At 72.4% G+C, this 26,702-nt stretch carries 29 protein-coding genes; 14 read left to right on the top strand and 15 right to left on the bottom strand.

Annotated elements, in window-relative coordinates; genetic code table 11:
- On the top strand, positions 1 to 879 hold the full coding sequence (locus WFI16_RS20530) for an N-formylglutamate amidohydrolase (protein WP_419899721.1): 879 nt from the start codon (positions 1 to 3) through the stop codon (positions 877 to 879).
- 387 nt (positions 880 to 1,266) lie between these two features.
- On the opposite strand, the gene WFI16_RS20525 is transcribed toward WFI16_RS20530, so the two are convergent.
- A complete protein-coding gene (locus WFI16_RS20525) occupies positions 1,267 to 1,797 on the bottom strand; it encodes a carboxymuconolactone decarboxylase family protein (RefSeq protein ID WP_419899720.1) in 531 nt (176 codons plus the stop codon).
- Positions 1,798 to 1,979: 182 nt separating this feature from the next.
- Complete coding sequence (locus tag WFI16_RS20520) at positions 1,980 to 2,552, bottom strand: peroxiredoxin (protein WP_419899719.1); 573 nt, start codon at positions 2,550 to 2,552, stop codon at positions 1,980 to 1,982.
- 152 nt (positions 2,553 to 2,704) lie between these two features.
- Between WFI16_RS20520 and WFI16_RS20515 the strand changes: the two genes are divergently transcribed.
- The 4 genes from WFI16_RS20515 to WFI16_RS20500 all read left to right on the top strand — a co-directional run bounded on the left by WFI16_RS20515 (position 2,705) and on the right by WFI16_RS20500 (position 6,659).
- Entirely contained in the window at positions 2,705 to 3,610 is a 906-nt protein-coding gene (locus tag WFI16_RS20515) for a hydrogen peroxide-inducible genes activator (RefSeq protein WP_419899718.1), read from the top strand.
- Between the two features lie 145 nt (positions 3,611 to 3,755).
- A complete protein-coding gene (gene ykgO / locus WFI16_RS20510; protein ID WP_076960648.1) occupies positions 3,756 to 3,881 on the top strand; it encodes a type B 50S ribosomal protein L36 in 126 nt (41 codons plus the stop codon).
- A gap of 127 nt (positions 3,882 to 4,008) precedes the next feature.
- On the top strand, positions 4,009 to 5,466 hold the full coding sequence (locus WFI16_RS20505; protein ID WP_419899717.1) for an FAD-linked oxidase C-terminal domain-containing protein: 1,458 nt from the start codon (positions 4,009 to 4,011) through the stop codon (positions 5,464 to 5,466).
- Complete coding sequence (locus tag WFI16_RS20500; protein WP_419899716.1) at positions 5,463 to 6,659, top strand: FAD-binding protein; 1,197 nt, start codon at positions 5,463 to 5,465, stop codon at positions 6,657 to 6,659. The genes WFI16_RS20505 and WFI16_RS20500 overlap by 4 nt, the downstream gene beginning before the upstream one ends.
- Here WFI16_RS20500 and WFI16_RS20495 read toward each other — a convergent pair.
- Positions 6,656 to 6,862 (bottom strand): hypothetical protein, encoded by a 207-nt coding sequence (locus WFI16_RS20495; protein WP_419899715.1) that lies wholly within the window; start codon positions 6,860 to 6,862, stop codon positions 6,656 to 6,658. The genes WFI16_RS20500 and WFI16_RS20495 overlap by 4 nt on opposite strands.
- Positions 6,863 to 7,032: 170 nt before the next feature.
- Here WFI16_RS20495 and glcF point away from each other — a divergent pair, with 170 nt between their 5' ends.
- Positions 7,033 to 8,376 (top strand): glycolate oxidase subunit GlcF, encoded by a 1,344-nt coding sequence (glcF, locus tag WFI16_RS20490; RefSeq protein ID WP_419899714.1) that lies wholly within the window; start codon positions 7,033 to 7,035, stop codon positions 8,374 to 8,376.
- Between the two features lie 106 nt (positions 8,377 to 8,482).
- On the opposite strand, the gene WFI16_RS20485 is transcribed toward glcF, so the two are convergent.
- Positions 8,483 to 8,671 carry a soj family protein gene (locus tag WFI16_RS20485; protein ID WP_076957868.1) on the bottom strand — a complete coding sequence of 63 codons (189 nt, stop codon included), beginning with the start codon at positions 8,669 to 8,671 and terminating at the stop codon, positions 8,483 to 8,485.
- A gap of 92 nt (positions 8,672 to 8,763) precedes the next feature.
- The gene (locus tag WFI16_RS20480; RefSeq protein ID WP_419899713.1) at positions 8,764 to 8,979 is read right to left on the bottom strand and encodes a hypothetical protein; all 216 of its coding nucleotides are present in this window, start codon (positions 8,977 to 8,979) and stop codon (positions 8,764 to 8,766) included.
- A gap of 415 nt (positions 8,980 to 9,394) precedes the next feature.
- Between WFI16_RS20480 and phbB the strand changes: the two genes are divergently transcribed.
- Entirely contained in the window at positions 9,395 to 10,117 is a 723-nt protein-coding gene (phbB, locus tag WFI16_RS20475; RefSeq protein WP_419899712.1) for an acetoacetyl-CoA reductase, read from the top strand.
- Between the two features lie 77 nt (positions 10,118 to 10,194).
- On the opposite strand, the gene WFI16_RS20470 is transcribed toward phbB, so the two are convergent.
- Positions 10,195 to 10,554, bottom strand: a complete 360-nt coding sequence (locus WFI16_RS20470) for a phage holin family protein (RefSeq protein WP_419899711.1) — start codon at positions 10,552 to 10,554, stop codon at positions 10,195 to 10,197.
- A 60-nt stretch (positions 10,555 to 10,614) separates the two neighbouring features.
- On the opposite strand from WFI16_RS20470, the gene yddG reads away from it, so the two are divergent.
- Together yddG and WFI16_RS20460 are read left to right on the top strand one after the other, a co-directional pair.
- Positions 10,615 to 11,457, top strand: a complete 843-nt coding sequence (gene yddG, locus WFI16_RS20465) for an aromatic amino acid exporter YddG (RefSeq protein ID WP_419899710.1) — start codon at positions 10,615 to 10,617, stop codon at positions 11,455 to 11,457.
- 60 nt (positions 11,458 to 11,517) lie between these two features.
- Positions 11,518 to 11,826, top strand: a complete 309-nt coding sequence (locus WFI16_RS20460) for a hypothetical protein (RefSeq protein WP_419899709.1) — start codon at positions 11,518 to 11,520, stop codon at positions 11,824 to 11,826.
- On the opposite strand, the gene WFI16_RS20455 is transcribed toward WFI16_RS20460, so the two are convergent.
- From WFI16_RS20455 to gloB, 4 genes are all read right to left on the bottom strand, one after another.
- Positions 11,815 to 12,429 (bottom strand): class I SAM-dependent methyltransferase, encoded by a 615-nt coding sequence (locus WFI16_RS20455; RefSeq protein WP_419899708.1) that lies wholly within the window; start codon positions 12,427 to 12,429, stop codon positions 11,815 to 11,817. The genes WFI16_RS20460 and WFI16_RS20455 overlap by 12 nt on opposite strands.
- A 10-nt stretch (positions 12,430 to 12,439) precedes the next feature.
- Positions 12,440 to 12,892, bottom strand: a complete 453-nt coding sequence (locus WFI16_RS20450) for a cupin domain-containing protein (protein WP_419899707.1) — start codon at positions 12,890 to 12,892, stop codon at positions 12,440 to 12,442.
- Positions 12,892 to 13,482 carry a glutathione S-transferase gene (locus tag WFI16_RS20445; RefSeq protein ID WP_419899706.1) on the bottom strand — a complete coding sequence of 197 codons (591 nt, stop codon included), beginning with the start codon at positions 13,480 to 13,482 and terminating at the stop codon, positions 12,892 to 12,894. Before WFI16_RS20445 ends, WFI16_RS20450 begins: the two co-directional genes overlap by 1 nt.
- 89 nt (positions 13,483 to 13,571) lie before the next feature.
- Entirely contained in the window at positions 13,572 to 14,303 is a 732-nt protein-coding gene (gene gloB, locus WFI16_RS20440; protein WP_419899705.1) for a hydroxyacylglutathione hydrolase, read from the bottom strand.
- A gap of 67 nt (positions 14,304 to 14,370) precedes the next feature.
- Between gloB and WFI16_RS20435 the strand changes: the two genes are divergently transcribed.
- Together WFI16_RS20435 and WFI16_RS20430 are read left to right on the top strand one after the other, a co-directional pair.
- Positions 14,371 to 15,180: a methyltransferase domain-containing protein gene (locus WFI16_RS20435; RefSeq protein ID WP_419899704.1), complete on the top strand. Its 810-nt coding sequence runs from the start codon at positions 14,371 to 14,373 to the stop codon at positions 15,178 to 15,180.
- A 46-nt stretch (positions 15,181 to 15,226) separates the two neighbouring features.
- A complete protein-coding gene (locus WFI16_RS20430; protein ID WP_419899703.1) occupies positions 15,227 to 16,321 on the top strand; it encodes an SMP-30/gluconolactonase/LRE family protein in 1,095 nt (364 codons plus the stop codon).
- A gap of 45 nt (positions 16,322 to 16,366) precedes the next feature.
- On the opposite strand, the gene WFI16_RS20425 is transcribed toward WFI16_RS20430, so the two are convergent.
- From WFI16_RS20425 to WFI16_RS20405, 5 genes are all read right to left on the bottom strand, one after another.
- The gene (locus tag WFI16_RS20425; RefSeq protein ID WP_419899702.1) at positions 16,367 to 18,832 is read right to left on the bottom strand and encodes a TonB-dependent siderophore receptor; all 2,466 of its coding nucleotides are present in this window, start codon (positions 18,830 to 18,832) and stop codon (positions 16,367 to 16,369) included.
- A gap of 98 nt (positions 18,833 to 18,930) precedes the next feature.
- Entirely contained in the window at positions 18,931 to 19,908 is a 978-nt protein-coding gene (locus tag WFI16_RS20420) for a FecR family protein (RefSeq protein ID WP_419899701.1), read from the bottom strand.
- A gap of 10 nt (positions 19,909 to 19,918) precedes the next feature.
- Complete coding sequence (locus WFI16_RS20415; RefSeq protein WP_419899700.1) at positions 19,919 to 20,455, bottom strand: RNA polymerase sigma factor; 537 nt, start codon at positions 20,453 to 20,455, stop codon at positions 19,919 to 19,921.
- A gap of 93 nt (positions 20,456 to 20,548) precedes the next feature.
- Complete coding sequence (locus WFI16_RS20410; protein ID WP_419899699.1) at positions 20,549 to 21,724, bottom strand: acetyl-CoA C-acetyltransferase; 1,176 nt, start codon at positions 21,722 to 21,724, stop codon at positions 20,549 to 20,551.
- A 141-nt stretch (positions 21,725 to 21,865) separates the two neighbouring features.
- Positions 21,866 to 23,170, bottom strand: a complete 1,305-nt coding sequence (locus WFI16_RS20405) for an alpha/beta fold hydrolase (protein WP_419899698.1) — start codon at positions 23,168 to 23,170, stop codon at positions 21,866 to 21,868.
- Positions 23,171 to 23,705: 535 nt separating this feature from the next.
- Here WFI16_RS20405 and phaR point away from each other — a divergent pair.
- The 3 genes from phaR (at position 23,706) to WFI16_RS20390 (ending at position 26,597) form a co-directional block, all read left to right on the top strand.
- Positions 23,706 to 24,380, top strand: a complete 675-nt coding sequence (gene phaR / locus WFI16_RS20400) for a polyhydroxyalkanoate synthesis repressor PhaR (protein WP_419899697.1) — start codon at positions 23,706 to 23,708, stop codon at positions 24,378 to 24,380.
- A gap of 176 nt (positions 24,381 to 24,556) precedes the next feature.
- Positions 24,557 to 24,991 (top strand): helix-turn-helix domain-containing protein, encoded by a 435-nt coding sequence (locus WFI16_RS20395; RefSeq protein ID WP_442970716.1) that lies wholly within the window; start codon positions 24,557 to 24,559, stop codon positions 24,989 to 24,991.
- A 136-nt stretch (positions 24,992 to 25,127) separates the two neighbouring features.
- Positions 25,128 to 26,597, top strand: a complete 1,470-nt coding sequence (locus WFI16_RS20390; RefSeq protein ID WP_419899696.1) for a multicopper oxidase family protein — start codon at positions 25,128 to 25,130, stop codon at positions 26,595 to 26,597.
- The last annotated feature ends 105 nt before the right edge of the window (positions 26,598 to 26,702 follow it).

Here is a 26,702-nt window from a genome sequence, read left to right as displayed (position 1 = left end):
ATGGATCTCCCGCTGGCGCTCCTCGCCGGGCAATCCGCGCCCGGCCCCTTCACGTTGCTGCGCCCGAACCGGCAGCGCGCGCCGCTGGTCTTCGCCTCGCCGCATTCCGGCCGCGTCTACCCGGCCGAGTTCCTGGCAGAATCGCGGCTGGACGCGCTGGCGGTGCGCCGTTCCGAGGACAGCTTCGTCGAGGAGCTGTTCGCCGCCGCCCCCGATCTCGGCCTGCCGCTGCTGGCGGCGACCTTCCCGCGGGTCTATTGCGACGCGAATCGCGAGCCCTGGGAACTCGACCCCAGCATGTTCGACGGGCCGCTGCCGGCCTGGGTGAACAGCGCCAGCCCCCGGGTCGGCGCCGGGCTCGGCACCATCGCCCGCGTCGTCGCCAGCGGCCAGCCGGTCTATCGCCGCCGCCTGGCCTTCGCCGAGGCCGAGGCGCGGGTGCAGCGCTGCTGGCAGCCCTATCACGCGGCGCTGGCCGAGCTGATCGCCGAGACCCGCGCCGCCTTCGGCTGCTGCCTGGTGATCGACTGCCATTCGATGCCCGCCCATCCCGGCCTGCCGGCGCATGCGCCGGACATGGTGCTGGGCGACGCGCATGGCACCGCCTGCGCCACCAAGGCGGTGCGCCGGGTGGAGGAGCAGCTCTGGGGCATGGGCTACCGGGTGCGGCGGAACGACCCCTATGCCGGCGGCTATGTCACCCGCCATTACGGCCGCCCGCGCGAGGCGGTGCATGTGCTGCAGATCGAGATCGCCCGCAGCCTCTACATGGACGAGGCGGCGATCGAGCGGCTGCCGGCGATGGCGCGGCTGCAGCACGACCTGACCAGCCTGATCGCGGCCCTGGCGGGCATGGACTGGTCGATCCTGCGCGCCTGAGGCCGGGCGCCTGCCATCCGCCCGCGACGTTCCAGGCCTGTCGCCTTCCCCGGCAAAAGCGCAAAAAAAAGGCGGTGCCGAAGCACCGCCGAGTTTAGGGAGGAAACGTCCAAGAAAGACAGCCGCACAGCGTACTGTGCTGCTGCGAGATGGAAGATAGCCATGCAGTCATTCGTGTGCAAGCAGTTTTTCGCGGTGCAGCACAGAAATTGCCTGCATTTGCAGCGTAACGCCATGCGATGAACGCATGGCAAACGAATGGTCCCGCGATTTCGATAAAAATGCCCTAAAAAACGGCAGAAGCCGGGCATGGCCCGGCTCCGTTCCCCGGGGCGTGGGAGAAGAATATTCTCCGCACTGCCCGAATAGGCATTCCAGTCTGGCTGATCAGGCAGACAGGGCGGCTTCCGCCTCGACCACGCCGGCCACCGCATGCACCACGGCGGCGATGCGCACCGCGGCCTGCACCTGCTCGCTGGACAGGCCGCCATGGCGGACCACCTTCTCGTGGCTCTCCATGCACATGCCGCAGCCATTGATGGCGGAGACGGCGAGCGACCAGAGCTCGAAATCCACCTTCTCGACGCCCGGCTTGGCCATGACGTTCATCCGCAGCTTGGCCGGCAGGCCCGGATAGTCGCCGCCCACCAGATGGGTAAAGCGGTAATAGACATTGTTCATGCCCATGATCGCGGCGGCGGCCTTGGCGGCGACCAGCGCCTCGGCCGAGAGCTTCGGGCCGAACTCGGCGACGATCGCCTGGGTGACCACGGCGTTGCGGCTGGCGATGGCGCTGGCGATGAAGGTGCCGGCGAGCTGCTGCGCCGTCAGCACCGGCTCGGTGGCCAGGCTGCCGAGGTTGAGCTTCAGGTCCCGGGCATAGTCCGGCAGGCTGGCGCGCAGGGCTTCGAACGACATGCGAAGGTTTCCTTCGGTCTGGCGGGAGGACGATGGGGAGAGAGAGGGGGGAGGGGGGAAAGGGGCGGTCGGCGGAGCCGGCACGGGCCGGTTCGGCGCACCGCCGCGGCCCGCCGGGATGCGGCGGCCGCGGGGAGAGGCCTGCCCAAGGGGATTAGTCCCAGGGGCAGGCCCGCTCCGGATCAGGCGGCCTGGAACAGCTCCTGCGGCTTCAGGGTGTCGGTGCCCTTGTTCCAGTTGCAGGGGCAGAGCTCGTCGGTCTGCAGCGCGTCGAGGACGCGGACCACTTCCTGCGGGTTGCGGCCGACGTTCAGGCCGTTCACCGAGGCCCACTGGATGGTGCCCTCGGGGTCGACGATGAAGGTGGCGCGCAGTGCCACGCCCTCGTTCTTGTCGAGGATGCCCAGCGCCGTCGACAGCTCGCGCTTGGTGTCGGCCAGCATCGGGATCGGCAGGTCGTTGATGTCCTTGTTGTGGACGCGCCAGTTCAGGTGCACGAACTCGCTGTCGGTCGAGGCGCCGTAGAGCACGGCGTCACGATCGGCGAACTCGCCGTTCAGCTTGCCGAAGGCGGCGATCTCGGTCGGGCAGATGAAGGTGAAGTCCTTCGGCCAGAAGAAGACGATCTTCCACTTGCCGGCATCCGACTCGTTGGTGATCTCGACGAAGGACTTGCCCGGGCCCTCGAGGCCCTCCGGGCCACCCTTCACGGCGGTGAGCTTGAACGCGGGGAACTTGTCGCCAACCGTCAGCATCGTGGATCTCTCCGTTCTCGAAAGCTTTTCGTCGCGGCACCGGGGGCAGCTCCGATGGAACAGGCCCCCTCTCGCCGCGGTGTAGCCTGTTATGTATGCTGCGCCGCACACATGCCAATGAATAGTTTTCGACGAAACCATCGGCTGGATCGATGACCCCGCTGCCCAGTCCCCAGCAGCTGCGCTATCTCGTGGGTCTCGCCGACCATGGCCATTTCGGCCGGGCGGCGCGCGCCTGCGCGGTGACGCAGTCGACCCTCTCGGCCGGCATCATCGCGCTGGAACGCCAGCTCGACGCCGCCATCCTGGAGCGCGGCCCGGCCAAGCGCCCGGTCTTCACCCCGCTCGGCCTGCAGCTGGTGGAACGCGCGCGCCAGGCGCTGGCGGCGCTGGCGGCGGTGGCCGAGACCGCCGCCGCGGCGCGCGACCCGCTCTCCGGCCCGCTGCGGCTGGGGGTGATCCCGACCATCGGGCCCTTCCTGCTGCCGCGGCTGATGCCGGCGCTGCGCGAGGCCTTCCCGCGGCTGCAGCTCTGGCTGCGCGAGGACATGACCGACCGGCTGGCCGAGGATCTGGCGGCCGGGCGGCTCGACCTGCTGCTGCTGGCGCTGCCGGCCGCCTTGCCGGAGGCGGAGACGCTGCGGGTGGCGGAGGACCCCTTCCTCGCCGCGCTGCCGCAGGGCCACCGGCTGGCGGCGGAGCCCAGCGTGCCGGTGGCGGCGCTGGCCAGCGAGCGGATGCTGCTGCTGGAGGACGGGCATTGCCTGCGCGACCACACGCTGGCGGCCTGCGGGCTGCAGGCGGCGGTCAGCAGCGACGGCTTCGCGGCGACCAGCCTGCACACCCTGGTGCAGATGGTGGCCGGGGGCCTCGGCGTGACGCTGCTGCCCCGACTCGCGGTGGAGGGCGGCGTGCTGGCCGGCGCCTCGGTGCTGCTGAAGCCGCTGGACACGCCGCAGACGCGCGGCCTGGGCCTCGCCTGGCGCGCCCATTCGCCGCGGGCGGCGGAGTTCCGCAGCATGGCGCCCGCTTTGGCGGCGGCGATTTCCGGCGGCTGAATCAGCCGCCTGGCGCCGGGTCGTTGCAGTCCGGCAGCGGCGGCCGGGCCGGCCGGCGGCCGTGGAATCCGGGGGCGCGGATCTCGACTCGATTGACAGGCCGGCCCAGGCCCCTTACACGCGCCCGCTCTAAGAGGGTGCCCCGATGAAGATCCGTAACAGCCTGAAGAGCGCCAAGACGCGCGACAAGAACTGCGTTGTGGTTCGCCGCCGCGGCCGTCTGTACGTGCTCAACAAGAAGAACCCCCGCCTGAAGGCGCGCCAGGGCTGAGCCCAGGCCGCTCTCTGCGGAGACTTCCGGAAAACGCTGCCCTGGTGCGCACCAGGGCAGCGTTTTTTTGTGCCCGCTTGCTGGCCGGCGGGCGGGGGGTCATGGTTCGCGCAGGGAGTGCGCGGACATGATCGAATTGCCGAAGCCCGACCCGGCCGTGCTGGCGCGGCGGGCGGAGATCCTGGAAGGGCTGCGGGCGCTGGTGCCGGACGGGCCGCTGGGCCAGGGGGTGATCGGCGACCCTGTGCGGCTGAAAGCCTATGAGACGGACGGGCTCTCGGCCTATCGCCAGCCGCCGCTGGCCGTGGTGCTGCCGACCAGCACCGAGCAGGTCGCCGGCGTGCTGCGCTACTGCCACCAGAACAACATCCGGGTGATCCCGCGCGGCGCCGGCACCAGCCTGTCGGGCGGCGCCCTGCCGCTGGAGGACGGGGTGGTGATCGGGCTGATGCGGATGAACCGCATCCTGGAGGTCGATTATGCCGACCGGCTGGCGGTGGTGGAGGCCGGCGTCACCAATATCGGCATCACCCAGGCGGTCGCCGCCGACGGCTTCTTCTATGCCCCCGACCCGTCGAGCCAGCTGGCCTGCATGATCGGCGGCAATGTCATGATGAATTCCGGCGGCGCGCATTGCCTGAAATACGGGGTGACGGCGGGCAACCTGCTGGGCGTCAGGCTGGTCACCATCGAGGGCGAGGTCATCGACATCGGCGGCGCGCATCTGGACGCGGCCGGCTATGACTGGCTCGGGCTGATCACCGGCAGCGAGGGGCAGCTCGGCATCGTCACCGAGGTGACGGTGCGCATCCTGCGGGCGGCGGAAGGGGCGCGGGCGATGCTCGCCGCCTATCGCAGCAACGAGGTCGCCGGCGAGGTGGTGGATGCCATCATCGCCAGCGGCATCATTCCCGTCGCCCTGGAATTCATGGACCGCCCGGCGATCCATGCCTGCGAGGCTTTTGCCCATGCCGGCTACCCGCTCGATGCGGAGTCTCTTCTCATCATCGAGGTCGAGGGCAACACGGCGGAGCAAGACTTCCTGCTGGGCAAACTAAAAGAAATATGCGGGCGGTTCGATCCGATCTCGCTGCGCGTCGCCGAGACAGCCGAGGAAAGCCTCGCGATCTGGAAGGGCCGCAAGGGCGCCTTCGGGGCGGTCGGGCGGATCAGCCCGGACTATCTCTGCATGGACGGCACCATCCCGACCGGCGAGCTGCCGCGCGTGCTGAAGCGCATGCAGGAGATGTCCGACGATTACGGGCTGAAGGTCGCCAACATCTTCCATGCCGGCGACGGCAACCTGCATCCGCTGATCATGTTCGACGCCAACGACCCGGAGAGTTTTCGGAAGGCCGAGGCCTTTGGTGCCGACATCCTGAAGCTCTGCGTCGAGGTCGGCGGCTGCCTGACCGGTGAGCACGGCGTCGGCGTCGAGAAGCGCGACCTGATGGGCGTGCAGTTCTCCGAGATCGAGCTGGCCCAGCAGCGCGCCATCAAATCGGCCTTCGACCCGCAATGGCTGCTCAACCCTGCCAAGGTCTTTCCGCTGGCCGGCAATCCGATCCTGGAGCGCCGCGCATGAGCATGGCTTCCGATTGGGCGCCGGCCGACGAGGCGGGCGTGGTCGCGGCCGTGGCCCAGGCCCGGGCGGCGCGCGCGCCGCTCGCCATCTGCGGCAACAATGGCCGCGCCGGCAGCCTGGGCCCGGTGCAGGCGGCGGCGCGGCTGTCGCTGCGCCATCTCTCGGGCGTGACGCTGTACCGGCCGCAGGAGCTGGTGCTCTCGGCGCTCGCCGGCACGCCCTTGCCGGCGATCGAGGCGGCGCTCGACGCCAACCGCCAGATGCTGGCCGCCGAGCCGCCGGATTTCTCCGGGCTGTTCGGCGTGGCGACGCCGCCGACACTGGGCGGGCTGGTGGCCGGCAACCTGTCGGGCCCCCGCCGCATCGGCGTCGGCGGCGCGCTGCGCGACCAGGTGCTGGGCGTGCGGGCGGTGACCGGGCGGGCGGAGGTGATCCGCTCCGGCGGGCGGGTGCACAAGAACGTCACCGGGCTGGACCTGTGCAAGCTGCTGGCCGGCAGCCAGGGGACGCTGGGCATCCTGACCGAGATCACCCTGAAGCTGGTGCCGCGGCCGGAAGCCAGCCTGACGCTCGCCATCGCCGTGCCGTCCCTCTCCGCCGGGGTGGCGGCGCTGGCGGCCGGGTTGGGCAGCCCCTTCGGCACCAGCGGCGCCGCGCTGCTACCGGCCGGAGGGCACGGGCTGCCCGGCCCGGTTGCCCTCCTGCGGCTGGAGGATTTTTCCCAGTTCCTGCCGCACCGCTCGGCGGTGCTGCGCGCTGCCCTGGCTGCCTACGGCGCGGTGACGCTGCTGGAGCAGGCGGCCTCCGAGTCGCTGTGGAAGGACATCCGCGAGGCGCGGCTGCTGCAGGCGGAACCCGGCGAGGCGGTGTGGCGGCTGTCGCTGCGGCCCTCCGCCGCGCCGGCGGCGGCCGAGGCGCTGGCCCGTGCCTTCGACGCCCGGCTGCTGCTGGACTGGGGCGGCGGGCTGGTCTGGGTGGCGGGCCCGGCGACGGAGGCGGCGCATCAGGCGGTGATGCAGGCGGCGAGGACGGCGGGCGGCACCTTCACCCTGTTCCGCGCGCCGGAGGCGCTGCGCCTGGCGGTGCCGGTGCTGCCGCCCGAGCCGGCCGCGCTCGCCGCCATCGGGGCGCGGGTCAAGGCGGCGCTGGATCCGGACGGGCTGTTGAATCCCGGCCGGATGGGGCGCGGCTAGACCTTGTCGAACCAGGAGGCCGGCCGCACCGGCGGCTCCGGACGCAACCGGAGGCCGCTGGACAGCGGTGCGGCCTGCTGGCCCGGCACCTGCATCAGGACGGCACGGCGGGCCAACTCGGCCTGGCCGCCCGGCAGGGCGGACAGGGTGGAGCTCGGCGGGTCGGGCTGCCGAAGGATCTCGGCTTTGAGCGGGGGGTACATCAACATCTTGTGTCCTCCGTTTTTTGCCGCTTGTCTGCCCATGAAAAGCAATTTTCCGGCTTAAAAGTTGCTCATCCGTCAAGCGGCGGGGGCAGCATGAAGGGCAGGCCGCGGCCGCTTGCGCCGGCCGCACTTCCCCCCCACCCTGCGGGCAGGGGATGGACCAGGACATGCAGACGAATTTCACGGCGGCGCAGCTGGCCGACCAGGACCTCAGCGCCAGCAACACCATCCTGCGGAGCTGCGTGCATTGCGGCTTCTGCACCGCGACCTGCCCGACCTTCGTGCTGCTGGGCGATGAGCTCGACAGCCCGCGCGGCCGCATCTACCTGATCAAGGACATGCTGGAGAGCGGCCAGCCGGCGACCGAGGCGGTGGTGCGGCATGTCGACCGCTGCCTCTCCTGCCTGTCCTGCATGACGACCTGCCCCTCGGGCGTGCACTACATGCACCTGGTCGACCATGCCCGCCGCTATATCGAGGAGACCTATACCCGCCCCTGGCCGGAACGCCTGCTGCGCCGGGTGCTGGGCATGACCCTGCCGCATCCGCGCCGCTTCCGCCTGGCGCTGGCCGCCGCCCGTGCCGCGCGGCCGCTGGCCGGGCTGCTGCCGAAGCAGGGGCAGATGGCGACGCGGCTGCGGGCGATGCTGGACCTCGCTCCCGCCAGCCTGCCGCCGGCGGTCGATCAGGGCCCCCGCATCCACCCGGCCGAGGGGCCGCGGCGCGGGCGCGTCGCGCTGATGACCGGCTGCGCCCAGACCGTGCTGGCGCCCTCGATCAACCAGGCGACCATCCGGCTGCTGACCCGGATGGGGCTGGAGGTGGTGGTGGCGCGCGGCCAGGGCTGCTGCGGCGCGCTGAACCACCACATGGGCCAGCACGACCCGGCGATGGCCTTCGCCCGCGCCAATATCGCGGCCTGGACCCGCGAGATCGACGGCGAGGGGCTGGACGCCATCGTGGTCAATGCCTCGGGCTGCGGCACCACGGTGAAGGATTACGGCTTCATGTTCCGGGGCGAGGCCGAGCCCTGGGCGGCCCGCGCCGCCGCCGTGGCATCGCGCGCCCGCGACATCTCCGAGGTGCTGCTGCAATTCGGCTACGCGCCGCGCCGCCCGGCGCCCGGCCTGACCGTCGCCTACCACGCCGCCTGCAGCCTGCAGCACGGCCAGAAGGTCACCGCCGCGCCGAAGCAGCTGCTGCAGAAGGCCGGCTTCGTGGTGAAGGAGCCGGCCGAGTCGCATCTCTGCTGCGGCTCCGCCGGCACCTATAACCTGATGCAGCCGGAGATCGCCGGGCAGCTCAAGGCGCGCAAGCTGGCGCATCTGGAGCGCACCGGCGGGCAGATGATCGCCAGCGGCAATATCGGCTGCCTGACCCAGCTGGGCGGCGGGGCGATGCCGGCGATCCACACGGTGGAGCTGCTGGACTGGATGGCGGGGGGACCCGAGCCCCAGGCGCTGGCCGCGGGCCCGACAGGGCCGCTCTCCGCCAGCCCGCCGGCGGCCTGACGGGGCGGCGCGCCGCCTCCGCCACGCAAAAAGGCCCGGGAAAGCCCGGGCCCGTCGGCGAGGATCAGCCTGGCTGGATCAGCGGGGCCGGATCAGCGTGTCTGGATCAGGCGGCCATCTTGCGGGCGGCACCGTCGCGGGCCAGCAGGGACATGGCTTCCGCCACCAGCCCCGCCGCCTCCTCCGAGCCGGCATCCAGGCAGCAGCGTTCGGCATGGCTCAGCAGCCGGAGCACGGCCGCCAGGTCGCGCTGCGCCTGATGGGTCCAGAGGACCGCAGCAATCGGAGTATCCATGGGTGGATGTTGCCTGCTGAGAAGGAAATTCTTCGTGGGCCGGATACACCTCTTCGCGAGGCGCGGAAAGAAGAAAGCGTAATCGCTTTCCTTCAGCTCATTTTGGCACGCGGAATGCCAGGGCGGAGCACCGGTCCGGGCAGCAGCGCGGCCGCCATCGCCGCATGATGCGCCGAGTCGGCGGCGCCCAGGCGGAGACACTCCGCCTCGACATAGGCCAGCATGAGCATCAGGGCTCCCTGGTCGACCTCGCCGGTCGGGTGGTGCTTGTCGGAAGAAGGGAGGGTGCAACGCAGGGCAGCTGCCATGGCGACTGTGCCTTTCATTCCTCGGCGGTCCAGCCTTCTGGTACCGGCCTCACAAATTCGTGAGTAGCATTGAGAAACTTACGAAGCAAGAACGATCGGCATTTCCGCATGACGGAATACCACAGCCCATGGTGCCGGCGGTGGCCAGCCCCTAGGCTGGTCCAGCAATCCGGAGCGAATCGCTAATGCCCGCTGCCGCCCGCCTGGCCCGAGCCGTCTCCCCGCCGCGCGGGGCGATGGCGGCATGGCCGGCCCGGCCGGCGACCGGCTGAACGCCCTGCCCGGATGCCTTTCCACCGCCCCGCCCTTGATCCGTCACAAGGACATGGCATCCCGGCCGGCGCTGTGATGGCATGCCGCCGTGGCGTGGCCGCTGCGGGCACACCACCAATTCTGCAGAAGGAGGATATCGTCCATGGCACGTCTGGCCCTGGTCACCGGCGGACAGCGCGGCATCGGCGCCGCCATCAGCGAGGCCCTGCACAAGGCAGGGCGGACCGTCATCGCCTCCTATGCCGGCAATGACGCGGCCGCCGCCGCCTTCACCGAGCGCACCGGCATCGCCTGCATCAAGTTCGACGTCTCCAACTACGAGGCCTGCAAGGCGGCGGTGGGGAAGATCGAGGCCGAGCACGGCGCCATCGAGATCCTGGTGAACAATGCCGGCATCACCCGCGACGGCACCATGAAGCGCATGGACCGCACCATGTGGGACGAGGTGATCGACACCAACCTGGGCTCCTGCTTCAACCTGGCGAAGCTGGTCTGGGAGGGCATGACGGCGCGCAAGTTCGGCCGCATCGTCAATATCGGCTCGATCAACGGCCAGGCCGGCCAGTACGGCCAGGTGAACTACGCCGCCGCCAAGTCGGGCATCCACGGCTTCACCAAGGCGCTGGCCCAGGAAGGCGCGCGCGCCGGCATCACGGTGAACGCCATCGCGCCGGGCTATGTCGATACCGAGATGGTGCGCGCGGTGCCCGAGGATGTGCTGCAGAAGATCATTGCCCGTATCCCGGTCGGCCGGCTGGGCCATGCCGAGGACATCGCCCGCGGCGTTTGCTTCCTGACCGCGGACGAGGCCAGCTTCATCACCGGGTCGACGCTGTCGATCAATGGCGGGCAGCATATGTACTAGTAAAGGAAGGCCAGGGGAGCTGCCCCTGGACCCCGCCGGGGGGACCGTGTCCCCCCGGACCCCGCCATCCTTGGCGCTTAGCGGTTGACCGCCTGGTCCTTGTCGCCGATCGCCTTGCTGGCCAGCCAGGAGACGATGGCCACCACCAGCGCGCCGAAGAAGGCCGCGCCGAAGCCCGAGATCGTCATCCCCGGCATCACCAGCGCCGTCAGCCCCAGCACCGCCGCGTTGACCACCAGGGTGAACAGCCCCAGCGTGACGATGTTCAGCGGCAGCGACAGCAGCATCAGGATCGGCCGGATCAGCGCGTTGACCACCCCGAAGACGATCGCCGCGATGACCAGGTTGAAGGGGCCGCTGAAGTTGATGCCGCCGATCAGCTGCGCGGCGCACCAGAAGGCGAAGGCCGTGATGGCCGTGCGGGCCAGGAAACCCATCGTGACGCTCCATGCTCTGCTGCCCCGGCAACGCGGCGGCAGCGCGGCGGTTGCGCGGGCATGAACCGGGCGACGCTGGCCGGGCTCGGCGCCATGCTGCTCTGGGCCTTCCTCGGCCTGCTGGCGAAGCTGGCCGAGGGCATCCCGCCGCTGCAGGTCACCGCGCTGGGCATGGGGATCGGCGGCGCCGCCGGGCTGGCCCTGGTGCTGGTGCGCGGCCGGGCAGGGCGGCTGCGCCAGGGGCCGCTCGCCTGGGCGCATGGGGTGGGCGGGCTGTTCGGCTACCACGCGCTGTATTTCGCCGGCCTCGCTTTGGCGCCGGCGGTCGAGGCCAATCTGCTGAACTATCTCTGGCCGCTGCTGGTGGTGCTGCTCTCGGCGCCGATCCTCGGGCTGCCGCTCGGCGGGCGGCGCATCGCCGGCGTGCTGCTCGGCTTCCTGGGCTGCGCGCTGCTGGTCGGCGGCGGCGCGCGGTTTCCCGCCGGCGCCATGCTGGGCTTCGCCTGCGCCACCGCCGCCGCCCTGGTCTGGGGGCTGTATTCGGTGACGGCGCGGCGGCTGGCCGCGGTGCCGACCGAGGCGGTGGCCGGCTTCTGCCTGGCCAGCGCCGCGCTGGCCGGGCTGCTGCACCTGCTCTTCGAGACCAGCGTCATGCCCGATGCCCGCCAGGCGCTGGCCCTGCTGCTGCTCGGCCTCGGCCCGGTCGGCGCCGCCTTCTTCCTCTGGGACATCGGCATGAAGCGCGGCGATCCGCGGCTGCTGGGCACGCTGGCCTATGGCATCCCGGTGGCCTCCACCCTGCTGCTGCTGGCGGGCGGCTTCGGCGCGCCCGGCTGGCGCCTGGCCCTGGCCGCGGCGCTGGTCACCGGCGGCGGCGTGCTGGCGGCGCGCCAGAAGGCGTGAACTTGACCCGGGCGGGCCGCGGGGCGAGGGGTGCGCGCTGCACTTCCAAGGAGCCTCGGCTTGTTCGTCACCTGGTCCGGCGTCGGTTTTCTCTCGGTCTTCTTCCTGGTCGGCGGCATGGCGGCCGGCAGCTTCGGCCTGCGCCCCTGGTTCGCCCAGGGCATGCCCTTTCAGGAGGCGGTCTATCTGGCCAATGCCTTCGGGCTGATGCTGGGGGCGCTGGTCAATGTCGTCGCCTGGAAGCTGCTGACCCGCCGCGGCGATGACGACCACAGCTTCCTCGGCATCGGCATGCGGGGCTGGAGCATGATCGGCCTGCTCGGCGCCGCCGCGATGGCGGTCTATGCGATGTCGCTGTCAGGCGGCTGAGGGCTTCCGCCACAAGCCGCGCAGCAGCTCGGCCGGGCCCTGGTGGCGCGGGCCCTCGTCCAGCAGGACGGTGCCCTCCAGGCATTCCAGCAGCTCCAGCCCGGCGAAGGCCGCCTCGGCCTTCTGGCGGGTCCAGAGCAGGTCGGGATCGCGCGGGCCGCCGCTGCGCCGGCCTTGCTGGGCGGGGGAGAAGCCTTCCAGCAGCAGCAGCCCGCCCGGCGCCAGCGCCCGGCAGGCGCCGGCCGCGACCACCGCCCGGTCGGCCGCGGGCAGGTGCAGGAAGACCCAGGCGACCAGGTCGAAGCGGGCCTCCGGCCAGGACCAGCGGGTCAGGTCGGCGGCCTCGGTGGCGATCCGCTGGCCGCGGGCGCCGGCCAGCTGTTCCGCCCGCTGCAGCCCGGCCGCCGACCAGTCGACCGAGAGGACATCGAGGCCCTGCTCCGCCAGCCAGACGCCGTTGCGGCCCTCGCCATCGGCCAGCGCCAAAGCGCGCAGCCCGGGGCGCAGGCGCGGCGCGAGGCTCTCCAGGTAGCGGTTCGGCGCCTGGCCGAACAGCCAGGGCGCGGCGCCGTAGCGCGCATCCCAGGCGGCGGCGTCGCTCATGCCCTGCCGCTCATGCTGGACCGGGCGCCCAGCCGGGCGGGGCCAGGGTGAAGCCGGCGAAGTCGAAGGCCGGGCTGACGGTGCAGCCGACCAGCGTCCAGCCGCCCAGGCTGCGCGCCGCCTGCCAGTGGCCGGGGGGCACGATGGCGAAGGGCGCCTCGCCGGCACCCAGGTCGGGGCCCAGGCGGTGCTCGGCCACCGGCCCTGAATCGCCGCCCGCGATGCCCAGCGCCAGCGGCGCGCCGGCATACCAGTGCCAGGCCTCGGCGGCGTCCACCCGGTGCCAGTGGCTGGATTCGCCGGCCGCCAGCAGGAAGTAGATGGCGGTGCCGGCGCCACGGCCGCCAGCCGGGGGCGCGTCGCGCCAGATCTCGCGGTAGTGGCCGCCCTCGGGGTGCGGGGCCAGGCCGAGGGCGGCGATCACCGCCGCCGCCGGCAGGGCCGGGTCGCGCAGATTGGGCATCAGGCGGGGATGGTGCGGGCGATCGCCGGGGTGGCGGCGACCTCGGCATACCAGGCGGCGAGCTTCGGGTGGGCGTCGCGCCAGGGCTCCTGCGGGAAGCGGAAGTCGAGATAGCCGAGCGCGCAGGCCAGCGAGACGGCGCCGATCTCGGTCAGGCCGTGGGGCGGCGCGGCCTCGGCGGCGGCGAGGCCGCGGGCGACCGCCTCGGCGGCGCGGCGGTCGGCGGCCTGGCGGCCCTCGTCCTGCGGCAGGCTGGCGGCCATGCGGCGGCCGACGCTGGCATCCATCATGCCGTCGGCCAGCGCCTGGCGGGTGAGCGCCGTGAAGCGGGCCGGCCCGCTGGCCGGGAAGAGCGGGGCCGCATCGCCCAGGCTGTCGAGATATTCGCAGATGACCGGGCTGTCGTAGAGCGGGCCGTCCTCGGTCGCCAGGCAGGGCACCTTGGAGAGCGGGTTGGCGGCGAGCAGCGCGTCCGGGCTGGTATGGGGGTTGGTCGGCAGCAGTTCGACCCGGCCTTCGAGGCCGCGCAGGATCAGGCAGATCATGACCTTGCGCACGTAGGGCGAGGTCGCCGAGTAGAACAGCTTCATCGGATGTTTCCCTTTTTTATGAATGTCGGGGTCCGGGGAGACACTGTCTCCCCGGCGGGGGCTTGGGGGCGGAGCCCCCATGCTTGTTGTCAGCCTTTGAAGTTGTCCTTCCCCTTCCGGATCCGCGCCAGCTCCTCGACAGAGCCGGCACGCAGGAAGGGGTTGGTGGCCAGCTCGGTCTCCAGCGCGACGGGCACCGTCGGCTGCCCCGCCTCGCGCGCCGCCTCGACCGCGCGGGCGCGGGCCTGCAGGTCGGTGTTGTCCGGCTCGACGGTCAGCGCGTAGCGGGCGTTGCTGGCGGTGTATTCATGGCCGCAGCAGACCAGCGTCTCCGGCGGCAGCACCTTGAGCAGGGAGAGCGCGCGGAACATGTCGGCCGGCGTGCCTTCCAGCAGGCGGCCGCAGCCCAGCGAGAAGAGCGTGTCGCCGGAGAGCAGCACGCCGCCCTCCGGGAAGTGGAAGGCGACATGGCCGAGGGTGTGGCCCGGGCTGTCGATGACGGTGCCGCGCGTCGCGCCGATCTCGACGGTGTCGCCGGGCGCGACGGACTGGTCCAGCTTCGGCAGGCGGTGGGCATCGGCGGTGGCGCCGATCACCCGGCTGCCGTAGCGGGCGCGGATTTCCTCCACCCCGTCGATATGGTCGGCATGGTGGTGGGTCAGCAGGATGATGTCGCAGCGGCCGCCGGCGGCCTCGATGGCCTCGATGGCGGGGCGCGCCTCGCCGGGGTCGCAGAGGGCGACGGTGCCGGTGGCGGTGTCGCGCAGCATCCAGGCATAGTTGTCGGACAGGCAGGGCACGGCCTGGACGGTGACAGCCATGGCGGGTTCTCCTCATGCGCCCCTCACGGGGCGTGTCTTGCCTCGGTCGAGGCCCTATATCGGCTGCATGAAGGCTGAGGTCCACGCAGACAACCACGGTCACCGGGATTTCTACGCCTCGCCGCTGGGCCTGGTGGCGGCGCGGCTGCTGCGCGAGCGGCTGCAGCGGCTGTGGCCCGACCTGGCGGGGCGGGAGATCCTCGGGCTGGGCCATGCGGCGCCCTATCTCCGCCTGTGGCGCGAGGGGGCGGCGCGCATCGTCTCGGCCGGGCTGCCGGAGACCGATCTGGCGCCCTGGCCGCCGGGCAGCGCCTCGCTCTCGGCGCGGGTCGAGGATTCGCTGCTGCCCTTCCCGGATCTCAGCTTCGACCGGGTGCTGCTGGTGCATGCGCTGGAAGGCGCCGAGAACGACCGGCGCATGCTGCGCGAGGTCTGGCGGGTGCTGAAGGATGACGGCAAGCTGCTGATCGTGGCGCCGAACCGGCGCGGGCTCTGGGCGCATCGCGACATCACGCCCTTCGGCCAGGGGCGGCCCTACTCGACCGGCCAGCTGTCGCGGCTGCTGGAGCGGAACCTGTTCGCGGCCGAGCGGCGCGATGCGGCGCTGTTCACCCCGCCCTTCCAGGCGCGGCTGCTGCTGAAGGGCAGCGGGCTGTGGGAGGGCGCCGGGCGGCTGCTGGCGCCGCGCTTCGCCGGGGTGGTGATCGTCGAGGCGCACAAGCGCATCTATGGCGTGATGCCGGCGCGCGGCGTCGCGCTGCCGCGCGGCCGCCGGGTGCTGGTGCCCGATTCGGTGTGGGCGGCGCGGGACTGGGCGGCCCGCGATCTGGCCGATCGCGAGGAGGCGATGCGGCGCGACGGCGCCGGCCCCCTATAGTTCCGCCCAAGGCCGGCAGCGACTCGGCCGCTTGGGAGGATAAGACATGCTCCGCACCGTCACCCCACCGCGCCGGGCGATGCTCGGCGGGCTGATCGCCGGCGGATTGCTGGCGACCACCGGCGCCGAGGCGCAGCGCGCCGCCGGGCGCGACTATGGCCGCGACGCGCCGCCAATCCGCTATCCCGATCCAGATGTCGTCGTGCTCGACCCGAAGCGGTTCCGCGCCAAGCTGGGCAATGCCGCGATCCGGCGGGTGCATACCGGGCTGGGCTGGGCCGAGGGGCCGGCCTGGCACCCGACCGGCCGCTTCCTGATCTTCTCCGACATCCCGAATGACGAATGCCTGCGCTACCTGGAGGAGGACCAGCACGTCTCCCGCCGGTTCCGCAGCCCCTCGGGCTTCGCCAATGGCAATACCTTCGACCGCGAGGGGCGGCAGATCGCCCTGCGCCACCGCCACCGCGACGTGGTGCGCTACGAGCGCGACGGGCAGGTGACGGTGCTGGCCGCGCGCGGGCCGGATGGCGAATTCAACGCGCCGAACGACGCGGTGGTGCACCCCGAGGATGGCAGCATCTGGTTCACCGACCCGGGCTATGGCGCGCTGATGGATTACGAGGGCCAGCGGCACGACACGGGCAGCGTGCGCCCCTTCATCAAGGAGGCGGTCTACCGGATCGATGCGCAGTCGGGCGCGGTGACCAAGCTGGCCGACCAGCCCTTCAAGCCGAACGGGCTGTGCTTCAGCCCGGACTACAAGATTCTCTACGTCGCCGACACGGGCAGCAGCCACTACGCCGAGGCAAAGAACCAGATCTGGGCCTATGACGTCGACGGCGCCACCATCCGCAACCCGCGGGTCTTCGCCGACATGACGCTGGACGGCCGCTCGGGCCTGGCGGATGGCATCCGCTGCGACACCGAGGGCAATGTCTGGTCCTCGGCCGGCTGGGTGGGGGAGGGCTATGACGGGGTGCATGTCTTCGCCCCCGATGGCGCCCGGATCGCGCAGATCCGCCTGCCGGAGATCTGCAGCAATGTCTGCTTCGGCGGCAGCCGTCGCAACATCCTGTTCATGACCGCCAGCCAGTCGCTCTACATGCTGCCGGTCGAGGCGCGCGGCGCCCATTTCTGTTGATGGCTGAACGCCGGGGGCCAGCGGCCCCCGGCAATGGTCAAAGAATCACCAGCGGTATTTCAGCGTCGCCAGCACGGTGCGGCGGGCGCCCCAGTAGCAGCCGGTCGCGCTGATGCAGGTGGTGACGTATTCCTTGTCGAAGAGGTTCAGCGCGTTCAGCCCGAGCTGCGCGCCCTGCAGCGCCGGCAGCGCCTCGCCCAGCTCGTAGCGCAGCGCCAGGTCGACCAGCGTCGCGGACGGCGCGCGGTAGAGGTTGTTGGCGTCGCCATAGGAGGCGCCGATGTAGCGGACGCCGCCGCCGACCCCGAGCCCGGCCAGCCCCGGCGCATCGAAGGTATAGTCCAGCCAGGCGGCGGCCTGGTGGTTCGGCGCGAAGGGCAGCTGCTTGCCCAGCGTGCTGGTGCCGGCGGCATTGCGGTTGGCCCGCGTCACCTCGGTCTCGGTATAGGCGTAAGAGAGGGAAAGGTTCAGCCGCTCGGCCAGGCTGGCCTTGGCCTCGAACTCGATGCCGCGGGACTCCGCCTCGCCCGCCTGGGCGCTGTAGCGGGTGTCGAGCGGATCCGGCGTCAGCACATTCTCCTGCGTCAGGTGGAAGGCGGAGAGGGCGGCCGAGAAGCCGCTGCCCTCCGGCTGGTAGCGCAGGCCCAGCTCGTATTGCCGGCCCCTGGTGGCGTCGAAGGGCGCGCCGCGGCGGTCGGTGCCATTGGTCGGCTGGAAGCTGGTCGAGACGCTGGCATAGGGCGCGAAGCCGTTGTCGAAGCGATAGACCAGCCCGGCGCGGCCGGTGAACTCGCCGTCATCCTGCTTGGTGACGACGGTGCCGCGGCTGGCCACGGTGTAGTTGTCGGTGCGCGCCGTCGCCCGGTCGTAGCGGCCGCCGAGCGTCAGGATGAAGCGGTCGAAGCGCAGCTCGTCCTGGGCATAGAGGCCGGCCTGGTTGCGGCCCTGGCTGATGCGGTTGGCCATCGGCGGGCGGGTGACGGAGAGGCCATAGACGGGATTGAAGACGTCGAGGGCGCGCAGCAGGACCAGCTGGCTTTCCTCATAGGTCGAATCCTCGCGCTGGTAGTCGAAGCCCGCCAGCAGGCGGTGGCGCACCGGCCCGGTGGTGAAGTCGGCCTGCGCCTGGTTGTCGATGGTGAAGGTGTCGGAAACCTCGGGGAAGGCCCAGGCATAGCGGCCGACATCGCGCAGATTGGCGGCGATCGCATAGGCCTGGATGCGCTGGGTATCCGCGTCGACATGGCTGTAGCGGAGATTCTGGCGGAACTGCCAGGTGCTGTCGAAGCGGTGCTCGAAGGCATAGCCCAGCATCAGCTGCTCGCCGCGATACTGGTCGTAGCCCGGCTCGGTCAGCGCGCGGCGGGTGGAGATCCGCCCGTTCGGATTGGCCCAGAGCGTGCCATAGACCGGCAGCGCCTGCGGCGCGCCGCCGCCGTCGGAGGAAATCCGCTGGTACTGCGCCAGGAAGGTCAGGCTGGTCTGCGCATCCGGCCGCCAGGTCAAAGCGGGGGCGACGAAGATCCGCTTCTCGTCGAGGAAGTCGGTCTGGCTGTCGGCGCGGCGGCCGAGCGCGGTCAGCCGGTAGCTGAATTTTCCTTCCGCATCCAGCGGGCCGGTGCTGTCGATGCCGGCGGTCAGCGCGCCATGGCTGCCATATTGCAGCAGCACCTCGTTCTGCGCGACGGCGCCGGGGCGGCGGCTGACCATGTTCAGCAGCCCGCCCGGCGAGCTCTGGCCATAGAGCGCCGAGGCGGGGCCCTTCAGCAGCTCGATCCGCTCCAGTCCGAAGGCCTCGATGCGCGGCTGCGAATAGCCGCGGGCGCCGAAGGGCAGGCGCAGCCCGTCGAGATAGCGGACCGGCGGCGTGAAGCCGCGCACGGTGAACCAGTCGTAGCGCAGATCGGTCGCGCCATACTGGCTGATGACGCCGGGGGTGTAGCGCAGCGCCTCGGTGATGCTGGCCGAGCCCTGCGCCTCGATCTCGGCGCGGGTGACGATGTTCACCGCCTGCGGCGTCTCGATCAGCGGCGTGTCGGTCTTGGTGCCGGCGGCCGAGGCCTCCGCCACGAAGCCGCGCGACGGCCAGCGGCCGCCGCCGCCAGTGCCGCCGCCGCCGGCGACCTCGACGGTGGGCAGCACCAGGTCGCCGAGCCCGGCGCGCGGCTCGGGCGAGAGCAGGATGGCGCCGCCCTCGATGCGGCCGGCCAGGCCGGTGCCGCCGAGCAGCCGGCGCAGCGCCTCGGGCGTCGAAAGGCTGCCGCTGGCGCCCGGCGAGCGGCGGCCTTCCAGCAGGCTGGCCGGCGCGCTGGCCTGCAGCCCGGTCGCGCGGGAGAATTGCGCCAGCGCCGCGCCCAGCGGCTGCGGCGCGATGGCGAAGCGGGTCGCCGCCTGGTCAGCCCCCTGGTTGGCCCCCTGGTGAGCCATGGGGCCGGCCGCCGGCTGCGCCGCCGCCGGCGCCGCGGCGAGCAGCGCCGCGGCCGCCAGGGCCGGGAAGATCCTGTCCTGCACGTGTCTTGGTCCTCGAAGCCTGTCCTGGCGCCCTGCGGCGCCGCTCAGGATCCAGGACGGGATGGCGGGCGCCGATCCGACAGGCCGCGCCGAAAAAATCAGGCAGCGGTCAGCCGGGTCACCGGGCCGAAGTGCCGGACCGCCAGCGGCAGGCTCTGCGCCAGCAGGGCGAGCACGCGGTCCGGTTCGGCGAAGCGGTAGCGGCCGGAGACGCGCAGCGGGGCGATCTCGCCGGCGACCAGCAGCAGGCCGGGACGGTAGGCGGCGAGCTCGGCGGCGACGGCGGCGAGCGGCGCCGAGTCGAACAGCCGCCAGGCCTCGGCGAAGCCTTCGACGCGGTCCTGCTCGGCCAGCGTCAGCCGGCGCGGCGGGCCGGGCCCCTGCGCGCCCCAGAGCAGCCCCTGGCCGGCGGTGAGATCGGGGCCGGAGCCTTCCGGCCGCGCCGCCCCGCGCAGCAAGGCGAGGCGGTCGCCGGCTGCCTCGCGAAAGAAGGCCAGGAAGCTGCCGGGGGCAAGGCGCCAGGCGGTGTGGCGGCCCTCCAGGCGGAAGGGGGCGGCGCCGGCCGGCAGGGCCAGGCGCAGCGCACCCTGGCGCAGCACCGCCTGGCCGGGGCCGGGCAGGTCGAGGGCGCTGGCGGTGTCGAGCAGCAGCTCGCCGCCGCCGGGCAGCGGCGGCAAGGCGCGGATCTCGCCGGGCGCGGTCGCGGCATCGGCCAGCGCCCGGCGCAGCGGCGCCCGGCCCAGCCAGAGCCCGCCGGCGAGGCCCAGCGCCGCCGCGCCGCCGCCGGCCAGCAGGGCGCGGCGGCGCGGCGGGGCGGGCGCCGGCGCCTCGCCGGCGACCTGGCGGGCCGCCTCGGCCAGCGCCGCATCCTCCCAGATGAAGGAGAGCGATTCGAGGGCGCGGGCACGCGCCGGGTCGCCGGCGCACCAGGCCCGCAGCGCCGCCTGCTCCTCAGGCGACAGCGGCGCGGCGCCGGTGGCCAGCCGCGCCGCCCAGGATGCGGCGTCCCGCAGCAGGGCAGGCGCGGCCTCGGCAGGGCGGGGCGGGGCAGGGGTCATCGCCGGGGGATATGGCATGGCCGGCGGCTCAGCGGGAAGCCGGCGGCGGGTCGCCGTCATCCTCGGCCAGGCTGGCATTCAGCCGCAGCAGGGCGCGCGCCACCGCCTTCTCCACCGCCGCCGGGGTGGTGCCGTGGCGGGCGGCGATGGCGGCATGGCTCTGCCCCTCCAGCCGGGCGGCGACGACCATGGCGCGCTGCTTCTCCGGCAGGGCACGCAACGCCGCGGCGAAGCGGCGGACCCGCTCGCGCTGCTCGGCCACCGCATCCGGCAGCGGGGCGGGGCAGGCCAGGTCCTCCGGCAGCGGCGCCTGGCCGGTGGCGCGCCCGGTGGGGCCGCGCAGCCGGTCGGCGGCGGCGTGGCGGGCGGCGCGGGCGAGGTAGGCGGCGGGTTCGCGGGCCCCGGCCGCGGCCTCGCTGCCGCTCAGGCGCAGGAAGGAATCCTGCAGCACGTCCTCGGCCGCCGCCGGGCAGCCGAGCCAGCGGCCGAGGCGGCGCTGCAGCCGGCCCTGTTCCTCGCGGAACAGCCGGTCGAGCCAATGGCGGGGCAAAGCGAGGTCGCGCACCCCCGCCTTATAAGCAAATGAGAATTACTCTCAAATACGAAAACAGCGAAACGCCGCCGGGGGCCAACGAGCCCCCGGCAAGGGTCAAAAAAGTCAGGCGGCCTCGAGGCACATGGCGACGCCCATGCCACCGCCGATGCACAGCGTCGCCAGGCCCTTCTTCGCGCCGCGCGCCTGCATGCCGTAGAGCAGCGTGGTCAGCACCCGCGCGCCCGAGGCGCCGATCGGATGGCCCAGCGCGATGGCGCCGCCATTGACGTTGACCTTCGCGGTGTCCCAGCCGAGCTCCTTGTTTACCGCGCAGGCCTGGGCGGCGAAGGCCTCGTTGGCCTCGATCAGGTCGAGGTCGTCGATCGACCAGCCGGCCTTCTGCAGCGCCTTACGGCTGGCCGGGATCGGGCCGGTGCCCATGATCGAGGGATCGACGCCGGCCGTCGCCCAGCTGGCGATGCGGGCCAGCGGGGTGATGCCGCGCTTGGCCGCCTCGGCCGCCGACATCACCACCAGCGCGGCGGCGCCGTCATTGATGCCCGAGGCATTGCCGGCGGTGACCGAGCCGTCCTTGGCGAAGGCCGGGCGCAGCTTGGTCAGGATCGCCAGCGTGGTCTCCGGCTTCGGATATTCGTCGCTGTCGAAGACGGTGTCGCCCTTGCGGCCCTTGACGGTGACCGGCGTGATCTCCGCCTTGAAGCGGCCGGCGGCCATGGCCTCGCCCGCCTTGTGCTGCGACTGGAAGGCGAACTCGTCCTGCTGCTCGCGGGTGATCTGGAACTTCTGGGCGACGTTCTCGGCCGTGGTGCCCATGTGGTAGCCGTGGAAGGCGTCCCACAGCCCGTCGCGGATCATGGTGTCGACCATCTGGAAGTCGCCCATCTTCACGCCGCCGCGCAGATGCGCGCAATGCGGCGCCATCGACATGCTCTCCTGGCCGCCGGCGACGACGATATTGGCGTCGCCGGTGGCGATCTGCTGCGCGGCCAGCGCCACGGCGCGCAGGCCCGAGCCGCAGAGCTGGTTGATGCCGAAGGCGGTGCGCTCGACCGGGATGCCGGCATTGACCGAGGCCTGGCGGGCCGGGTTCTGCCCGGCGCCGGCGGTCAGGATCTGGCCGAGGATCACCTCGTCCACGGCGCCGGCCTCGATGCCGGCGCGCTCCAGCGCCGCCTTGATGGCGATGCTGCCCAGGTCATGCGCGGCCAGGCTGCCGAAGGCGCCGTTGAAGGCGCCGACGGGGGTGCGGGCGGCGGAGGCGATCACGATATCGGTCATCGGCTGGGTATCTCCCCTGGATCCTTTTCCCCGTCCCGCCCCGGCGACGGGCCGCGCGGGCGGGACGGCCGGTCCCGCGGCGGGACCTGTCCTGCGGCGCAATGTGCGCCGCCGCACGGGGGGGCCACAAGTGGTGGCCTGCTACAGCCCGTGCAGCCAGTCGCGCAGCGGCTGCCAGAGCTGCGTCCCGGCGCGGCTGCCGGCGGCCATGCCGATATGCCCGGCGCCGACCGGCAGGACCCGCGGCCCCGGCAGCCGCGCGGCGAGCGCCAGCGCCGAGTCCGGCGGCACGATGCGGTCGGCGCGCGGGATGGCGACGAAGCTGGGCAGCGCCAGCGCCGCCGGATCGACCACGGCGCCGGCGATGCGCCAGTCGAGGCGGGCCGGCTCGTTGCGGCCATACCAGCCGCCCAGCGCCTCGCGCGCCACGGGGGCGGCGAGCGGGATGCCGTCGTTCAGCCAGTCCTCCAGCGCCACGAACTGCGCGGCGCGCGGGCTGGCCGGGTCGAGCGCCGCGAAGGCGCGGAACTTGGCGGCGATCGCCCAGGGGTCGAGCCCGGCGAAGAGCGTCTGGATGGCGTCCACCGGCAGCGCCCCCTGCGCCGCCAGCAGCGGCTCCAGCCCGGGCAGCAGGGCGGCCAGCGCCAGGGCGCGCTCGCGCGTGCCGGGCGGGCCGGCGTGGAAATCCCAGGGGGTGGCGAGCAGCGCCAGGCCGCGCAGCCGGTCGGGGCGGCGCAGCGCGGCGCCCAGCGCCAGCAGCCCGCCCATGCAGTAGCCGGCCAGCGCCAGCGGCCCGAGCCCGGCCAAAGCGGGCGCTGCCAGCGCCCGTTCCAGCCGCCCGGCGACATAGTCGGTCAGGGTGAAGCGGCGCGCGGCCGGCTCCGGCCAGCCCCAGTCCAGCAGCAGCACCCGGAAGCCCTGGGTCGCCAGCCAACGCAGCATGGAATGGCCGGCCATCAGGTCCAGCACCTCGGCCCGGTTGACCAGGGAGGGGACCATCAGCAGGGGGGGGCCGTCGCCGCCGTAATCCAGCAGGCGGCTGTCGCCCTCCTGCCACAGCACCGGCACGGGGGGGACATCGCGCTGGTAGGGGTGGCGGCGATAGGCGGCGAGCCCCGCGATCAGCGCCCGGTCCTGTCGCGCCAGCCGGCGCAGCACCGCGGCGCGGAAGCGCTCAGGCGGGTGGCCGCCGGCGGCGAGCTCGGCCGCGATCCGCGCCATCTCCGCCCGGCCCGCCTTCGAGATCGGCCAGGCGTCGCTCCAGCTCGGCGAGCCGGGCGAGGAGGGCATCCCGATCCCCGGCCCCGCCAGCGGATCCAGGCTCAGCGCCGCCCCCATCCCGCGCAGCAGCGCCAGGTTCAGGTGCAGCGGCAGCGGGCGCGGGCCGCGGCGGGGTGCCAGGGGAGGGGCCAGGGGAGGGGCCAGGGGTGGAGGCGGCAGGCTCACGCGGCGGGTCCGTGGCGGGCGCGGGCGCGGCGAAGCCGGGCATGCGGAAGGCACGCGGCGGCGGGGTGGCGGCCGCGCGCATCCAGGCGGCGCCCAGCGCCGCCCAGCTCGACCAGGCCTCCGCCAGCTCGCGGTCGGCCGCCCATGCGGTGATCTCGCTCTGCCACAGGGTGATCCAATCCTCTGCCAGCCGCTCCAGCGCCTCGGCTTCCGTGCCGTCCTGTGGCCCCGCCATGCCGATCCCTGTCCCGGCCCTGCCCTGCCGCCCCAACGCCCGTGACCCCCGGAAGGGTGCCCGGAAAGGTCGCCGCCTGGCGCGCCTGCCTGCCCCTGCCGGCGCATTCCGGCGAAAATCCGGCCGTTCCGCCGCTGTAACGGCGACGCCCGCCCGGCCCCGGCGGAACATAACGCGGGCGCCCGCCGGCGGAAGGCCGCCACCGGCCGAATTGCGGCGCCATCCCGCGCATCAGCCCTGTTCGCACCGCATCATGACGCGTGCTAGCGTCGTCCTGACCACGAATGCGGGGAGGCAGCAATGGCTGAACAAGCGAAGCAGCAGCAGCCGGTCGAGGATGCGGGCAAGGCCGGCAAACCGACCGTCGTCATCAAGAAATACGCCAATCGCCGGCTCTACAACACCGAGGCCTCCTCCTATGTCACGCTGGAGGACTTGGCCAAGATGGTGCGCGATGGCCGCGACTTCGTGGTCTACGACGCCAAGTCGGGCGACGACATCACCCGCGGGGTGCTGACCCAGATCATCGTCGAGGAGGAGGCCAAGGGCCGCAACCTGCTGCCGATCCCCTTCCTGCGGCAGCTGATCGGCTTCTATGGCGACAGCCTGCAGTCGATGGTGCCGCGCTACCTCGAATTCGCCATGGGCAGCTTCTCGCGCCAGCAGGAGCAGATGCGGGCCTCGGTCGAGCAGGCCATGGGCAGCTTCAACCCGCTCGCCGGGCTGGAGGAGGTGGGCAAGCAGAACATGGCGATGATGGAGCGCGCCATGTCGCTGTTCAGCCCCTTCCCGCTGCCGAAGGGCGGCAATCCCTTCCCCGGCATGCCCGGCATGCCCGGCGCGCCGCCATCCGCCCCTGCCACGTCGCCCGCCGCTTCCGGGGACACCGCCGAGGTGGTCGAGCTGAAGGCCGAGCTGCACCGCCTGCGCCAGCAGATGGCCCATCTCCAGGCGCCGCCCCCGAAGGAAAGCTGAGCCCTGTCCCCCCCCCCGCCGGAAGGGTCGCCGTTGCGACCCTTTCGCAGCCTCTTGTCAATTTCGCGGTAACGAATGACGATAACCTTGACGGGATGTGATACTATCCATGGTTGATGCCCCCGGGGGACACCCAAGGGGTTGATTCCGGGGCAAACCGACAGGGCAGGGCAGCAATGGCCGATCAGGAACCCGGCGACGTCGTCGAGGACGCGCAGGAAGAGAACTCGACCCAGCGCGCGCGTCAGGCCGACAAGCATGTCGGCATGCGCATCCGCGAGCGCCGGCTGATGCTGGGCCTGTCGCAGCAGCAGCTGGCCAGCATGATCGGCGTCACCTACCAGCAGGCCCACAAGTACGAGCGCGGGCTGAACCGCATCTCGGCCGGCCGGCTGTTCGAGATCGCCTCGGTCCTGGCCGTGCCCGTCTCCTGGTTCTTCGAGGGGCTGGACGAGGAAGGCAGCGCGCAGCCGCTCGGCGTGCGCCAGCGCATGTGCCTGGAGCTGGCCCGCAACTTCGCCCTGATCGACAATGAGCGCCACCAGGAGGCGCTGAGCCAGATGGCCCGGGCGCTCGCCGCCCAATCCCAGGGCCGCACCCTCGACGATTGATTCTTCCGGTTGTCCGCGCAGGCTGTGCGCGGACGGAGATGCGAGGGGCGATGAATTGCGAGCCATTCGCAATTTGACGGGCGACGCGGCCGGCGACCGCGCCTAGTCTCCGGCCCTCTGCCGCCGGAGTGCCTCGATGCCCCATCGCCTGACCCTGCCGCGCCGCGGGCTGCTGGCCGGCCTCGCCGCCGGGGGCGCGGCGGCCCTGCTGCCGCCGCTCCGCCAGGCCCGCGCGGCCGAGGGCCTGCCGCCCCGCCCCGCCGCCACCGCCGCCCCGCGCCAGCACGACTGGACCTTCCGCGCCGCCCCCCGCCCGGCCCGGCTGCTCGGCGCCGAGGGGCCCGAATCGACCGTCTGGACCTATACGGATGCGCTGCTGCCGGTGCTGCGGATCCAGCTGGGCGACAGCATCACCGCCCGACTCGACAATGCCCTGCCGGAGCACACCACCATCCACTGGCATGGCGTGCGGGTGCCCAATGCCATGGACGGGGTGCAATACGTCACCCAGCCGCCGGTCGAGCCCGGCCAGTCCTTCACCTACCGCCTGACGCCGCCCGACACCGGCACCTTCTTCCTGCACCCGCATTGCAACGAGCCCGGCCAGGTCGGCCGCGGCATGGCCGCCGTGCTGCTGGTCGATGGCGACATGCAGGCCCCGGCGAATGCCGACATCACCCTGGTCTGCAAGGACTGGCGCATCGCCCCGGACGGCTCCTGGCTGCCCTTCGAGACCGCCGCCGGCGCCGGCCGCGCCGGCACCTTCGGCACCCGCCGCGCGGTGAACGGGGTGGCCGGTTTCGCGGCCGAGGTCCCGGCCCATGGCGACATCCGCCTGCGCCTGCTGAACCTGGACGCCACCCGCACCATCACCCCGGGCGTCGAGGGCGCCGAGGCTTGGGTCATCGCCACCGACGGCAATCCGATCGCCCCGGTGCCGCTGGACAAATGGCGCCTGGGCCCGGCGATGCGCCTCGACCTGCTGCTGCGCGCCCCCACGGCCGGCACGGTCTTCACCCTGCAGGACCTCTTCGCGCGCGAGCCGGTGCCGCTCGGCCGCTTCACCGCGGTGGCGTCGCCCCTGGCGCCGCGGCCCTTCCGTCCGGCGCCGCTCTATGCCCCTGGCATCCCGCGCGCCGACCTGGCCAGCGCCGAGCGTCTGCCCTTCGTCTTCAGCTCGGCGCTGGGCGCCTCGGGCGCGGTGGCGGACCTGCCGCCGGACGACCCGTTTGCAAAAATCCTGATGGACGCGCTCTGCGTCGGCGACCAGACCTTCTGGGCGATCAACAAATCGACCTGGCCGGGCGGCGACCACCGCCAGCTGCCGCCGCCGCTGGCCGAGCTGAAGGCCGGCCGCAGCTACATCTTCGAGCTGCAGAACACCACGCCGCACCCGCACCCGATCCACCTGCACGGCCACACCTTCGAGGTGCTGTCGCAGTCCCGCCAGGACAACCCGCCCCATCTGGCCGACACCGTGCTGCTGCAGGCCCGCGAGAAGGCGGAGATCGCCTTCGTGGCGCGCGAAGGCAACTGGATGCTCCATTGCCATGTGCTGGAGCATCTGGGGACGGGGATGATGGGGTGGGTCAGGGTGAAGGCGTGAAGGACAGGCAAGCGGCAGGGGGCTCCGCCCCCTGAACCCCCGCCGGGGTGACAGTGTCACCCCGGACCCCGCCATTCCTTGGCACCATGAGGCCGGAGGCGGGAC

Origin of the sequence: Roseomonas sp. USHLN139, from assembly GCF_037145735.1 — a bacterium.
Classification (GTDB): Bacteria; Pseudomonadota; Alphaproteobacteria; order Acetobacterales; family Acetobacteraceae; genus Pseudoroseomonas.
The sequence above is the reverse complement of the archived record's forward strand: the minus strand, read 5'-3'. Positions and strand labels throughout refer to the sequence as shown.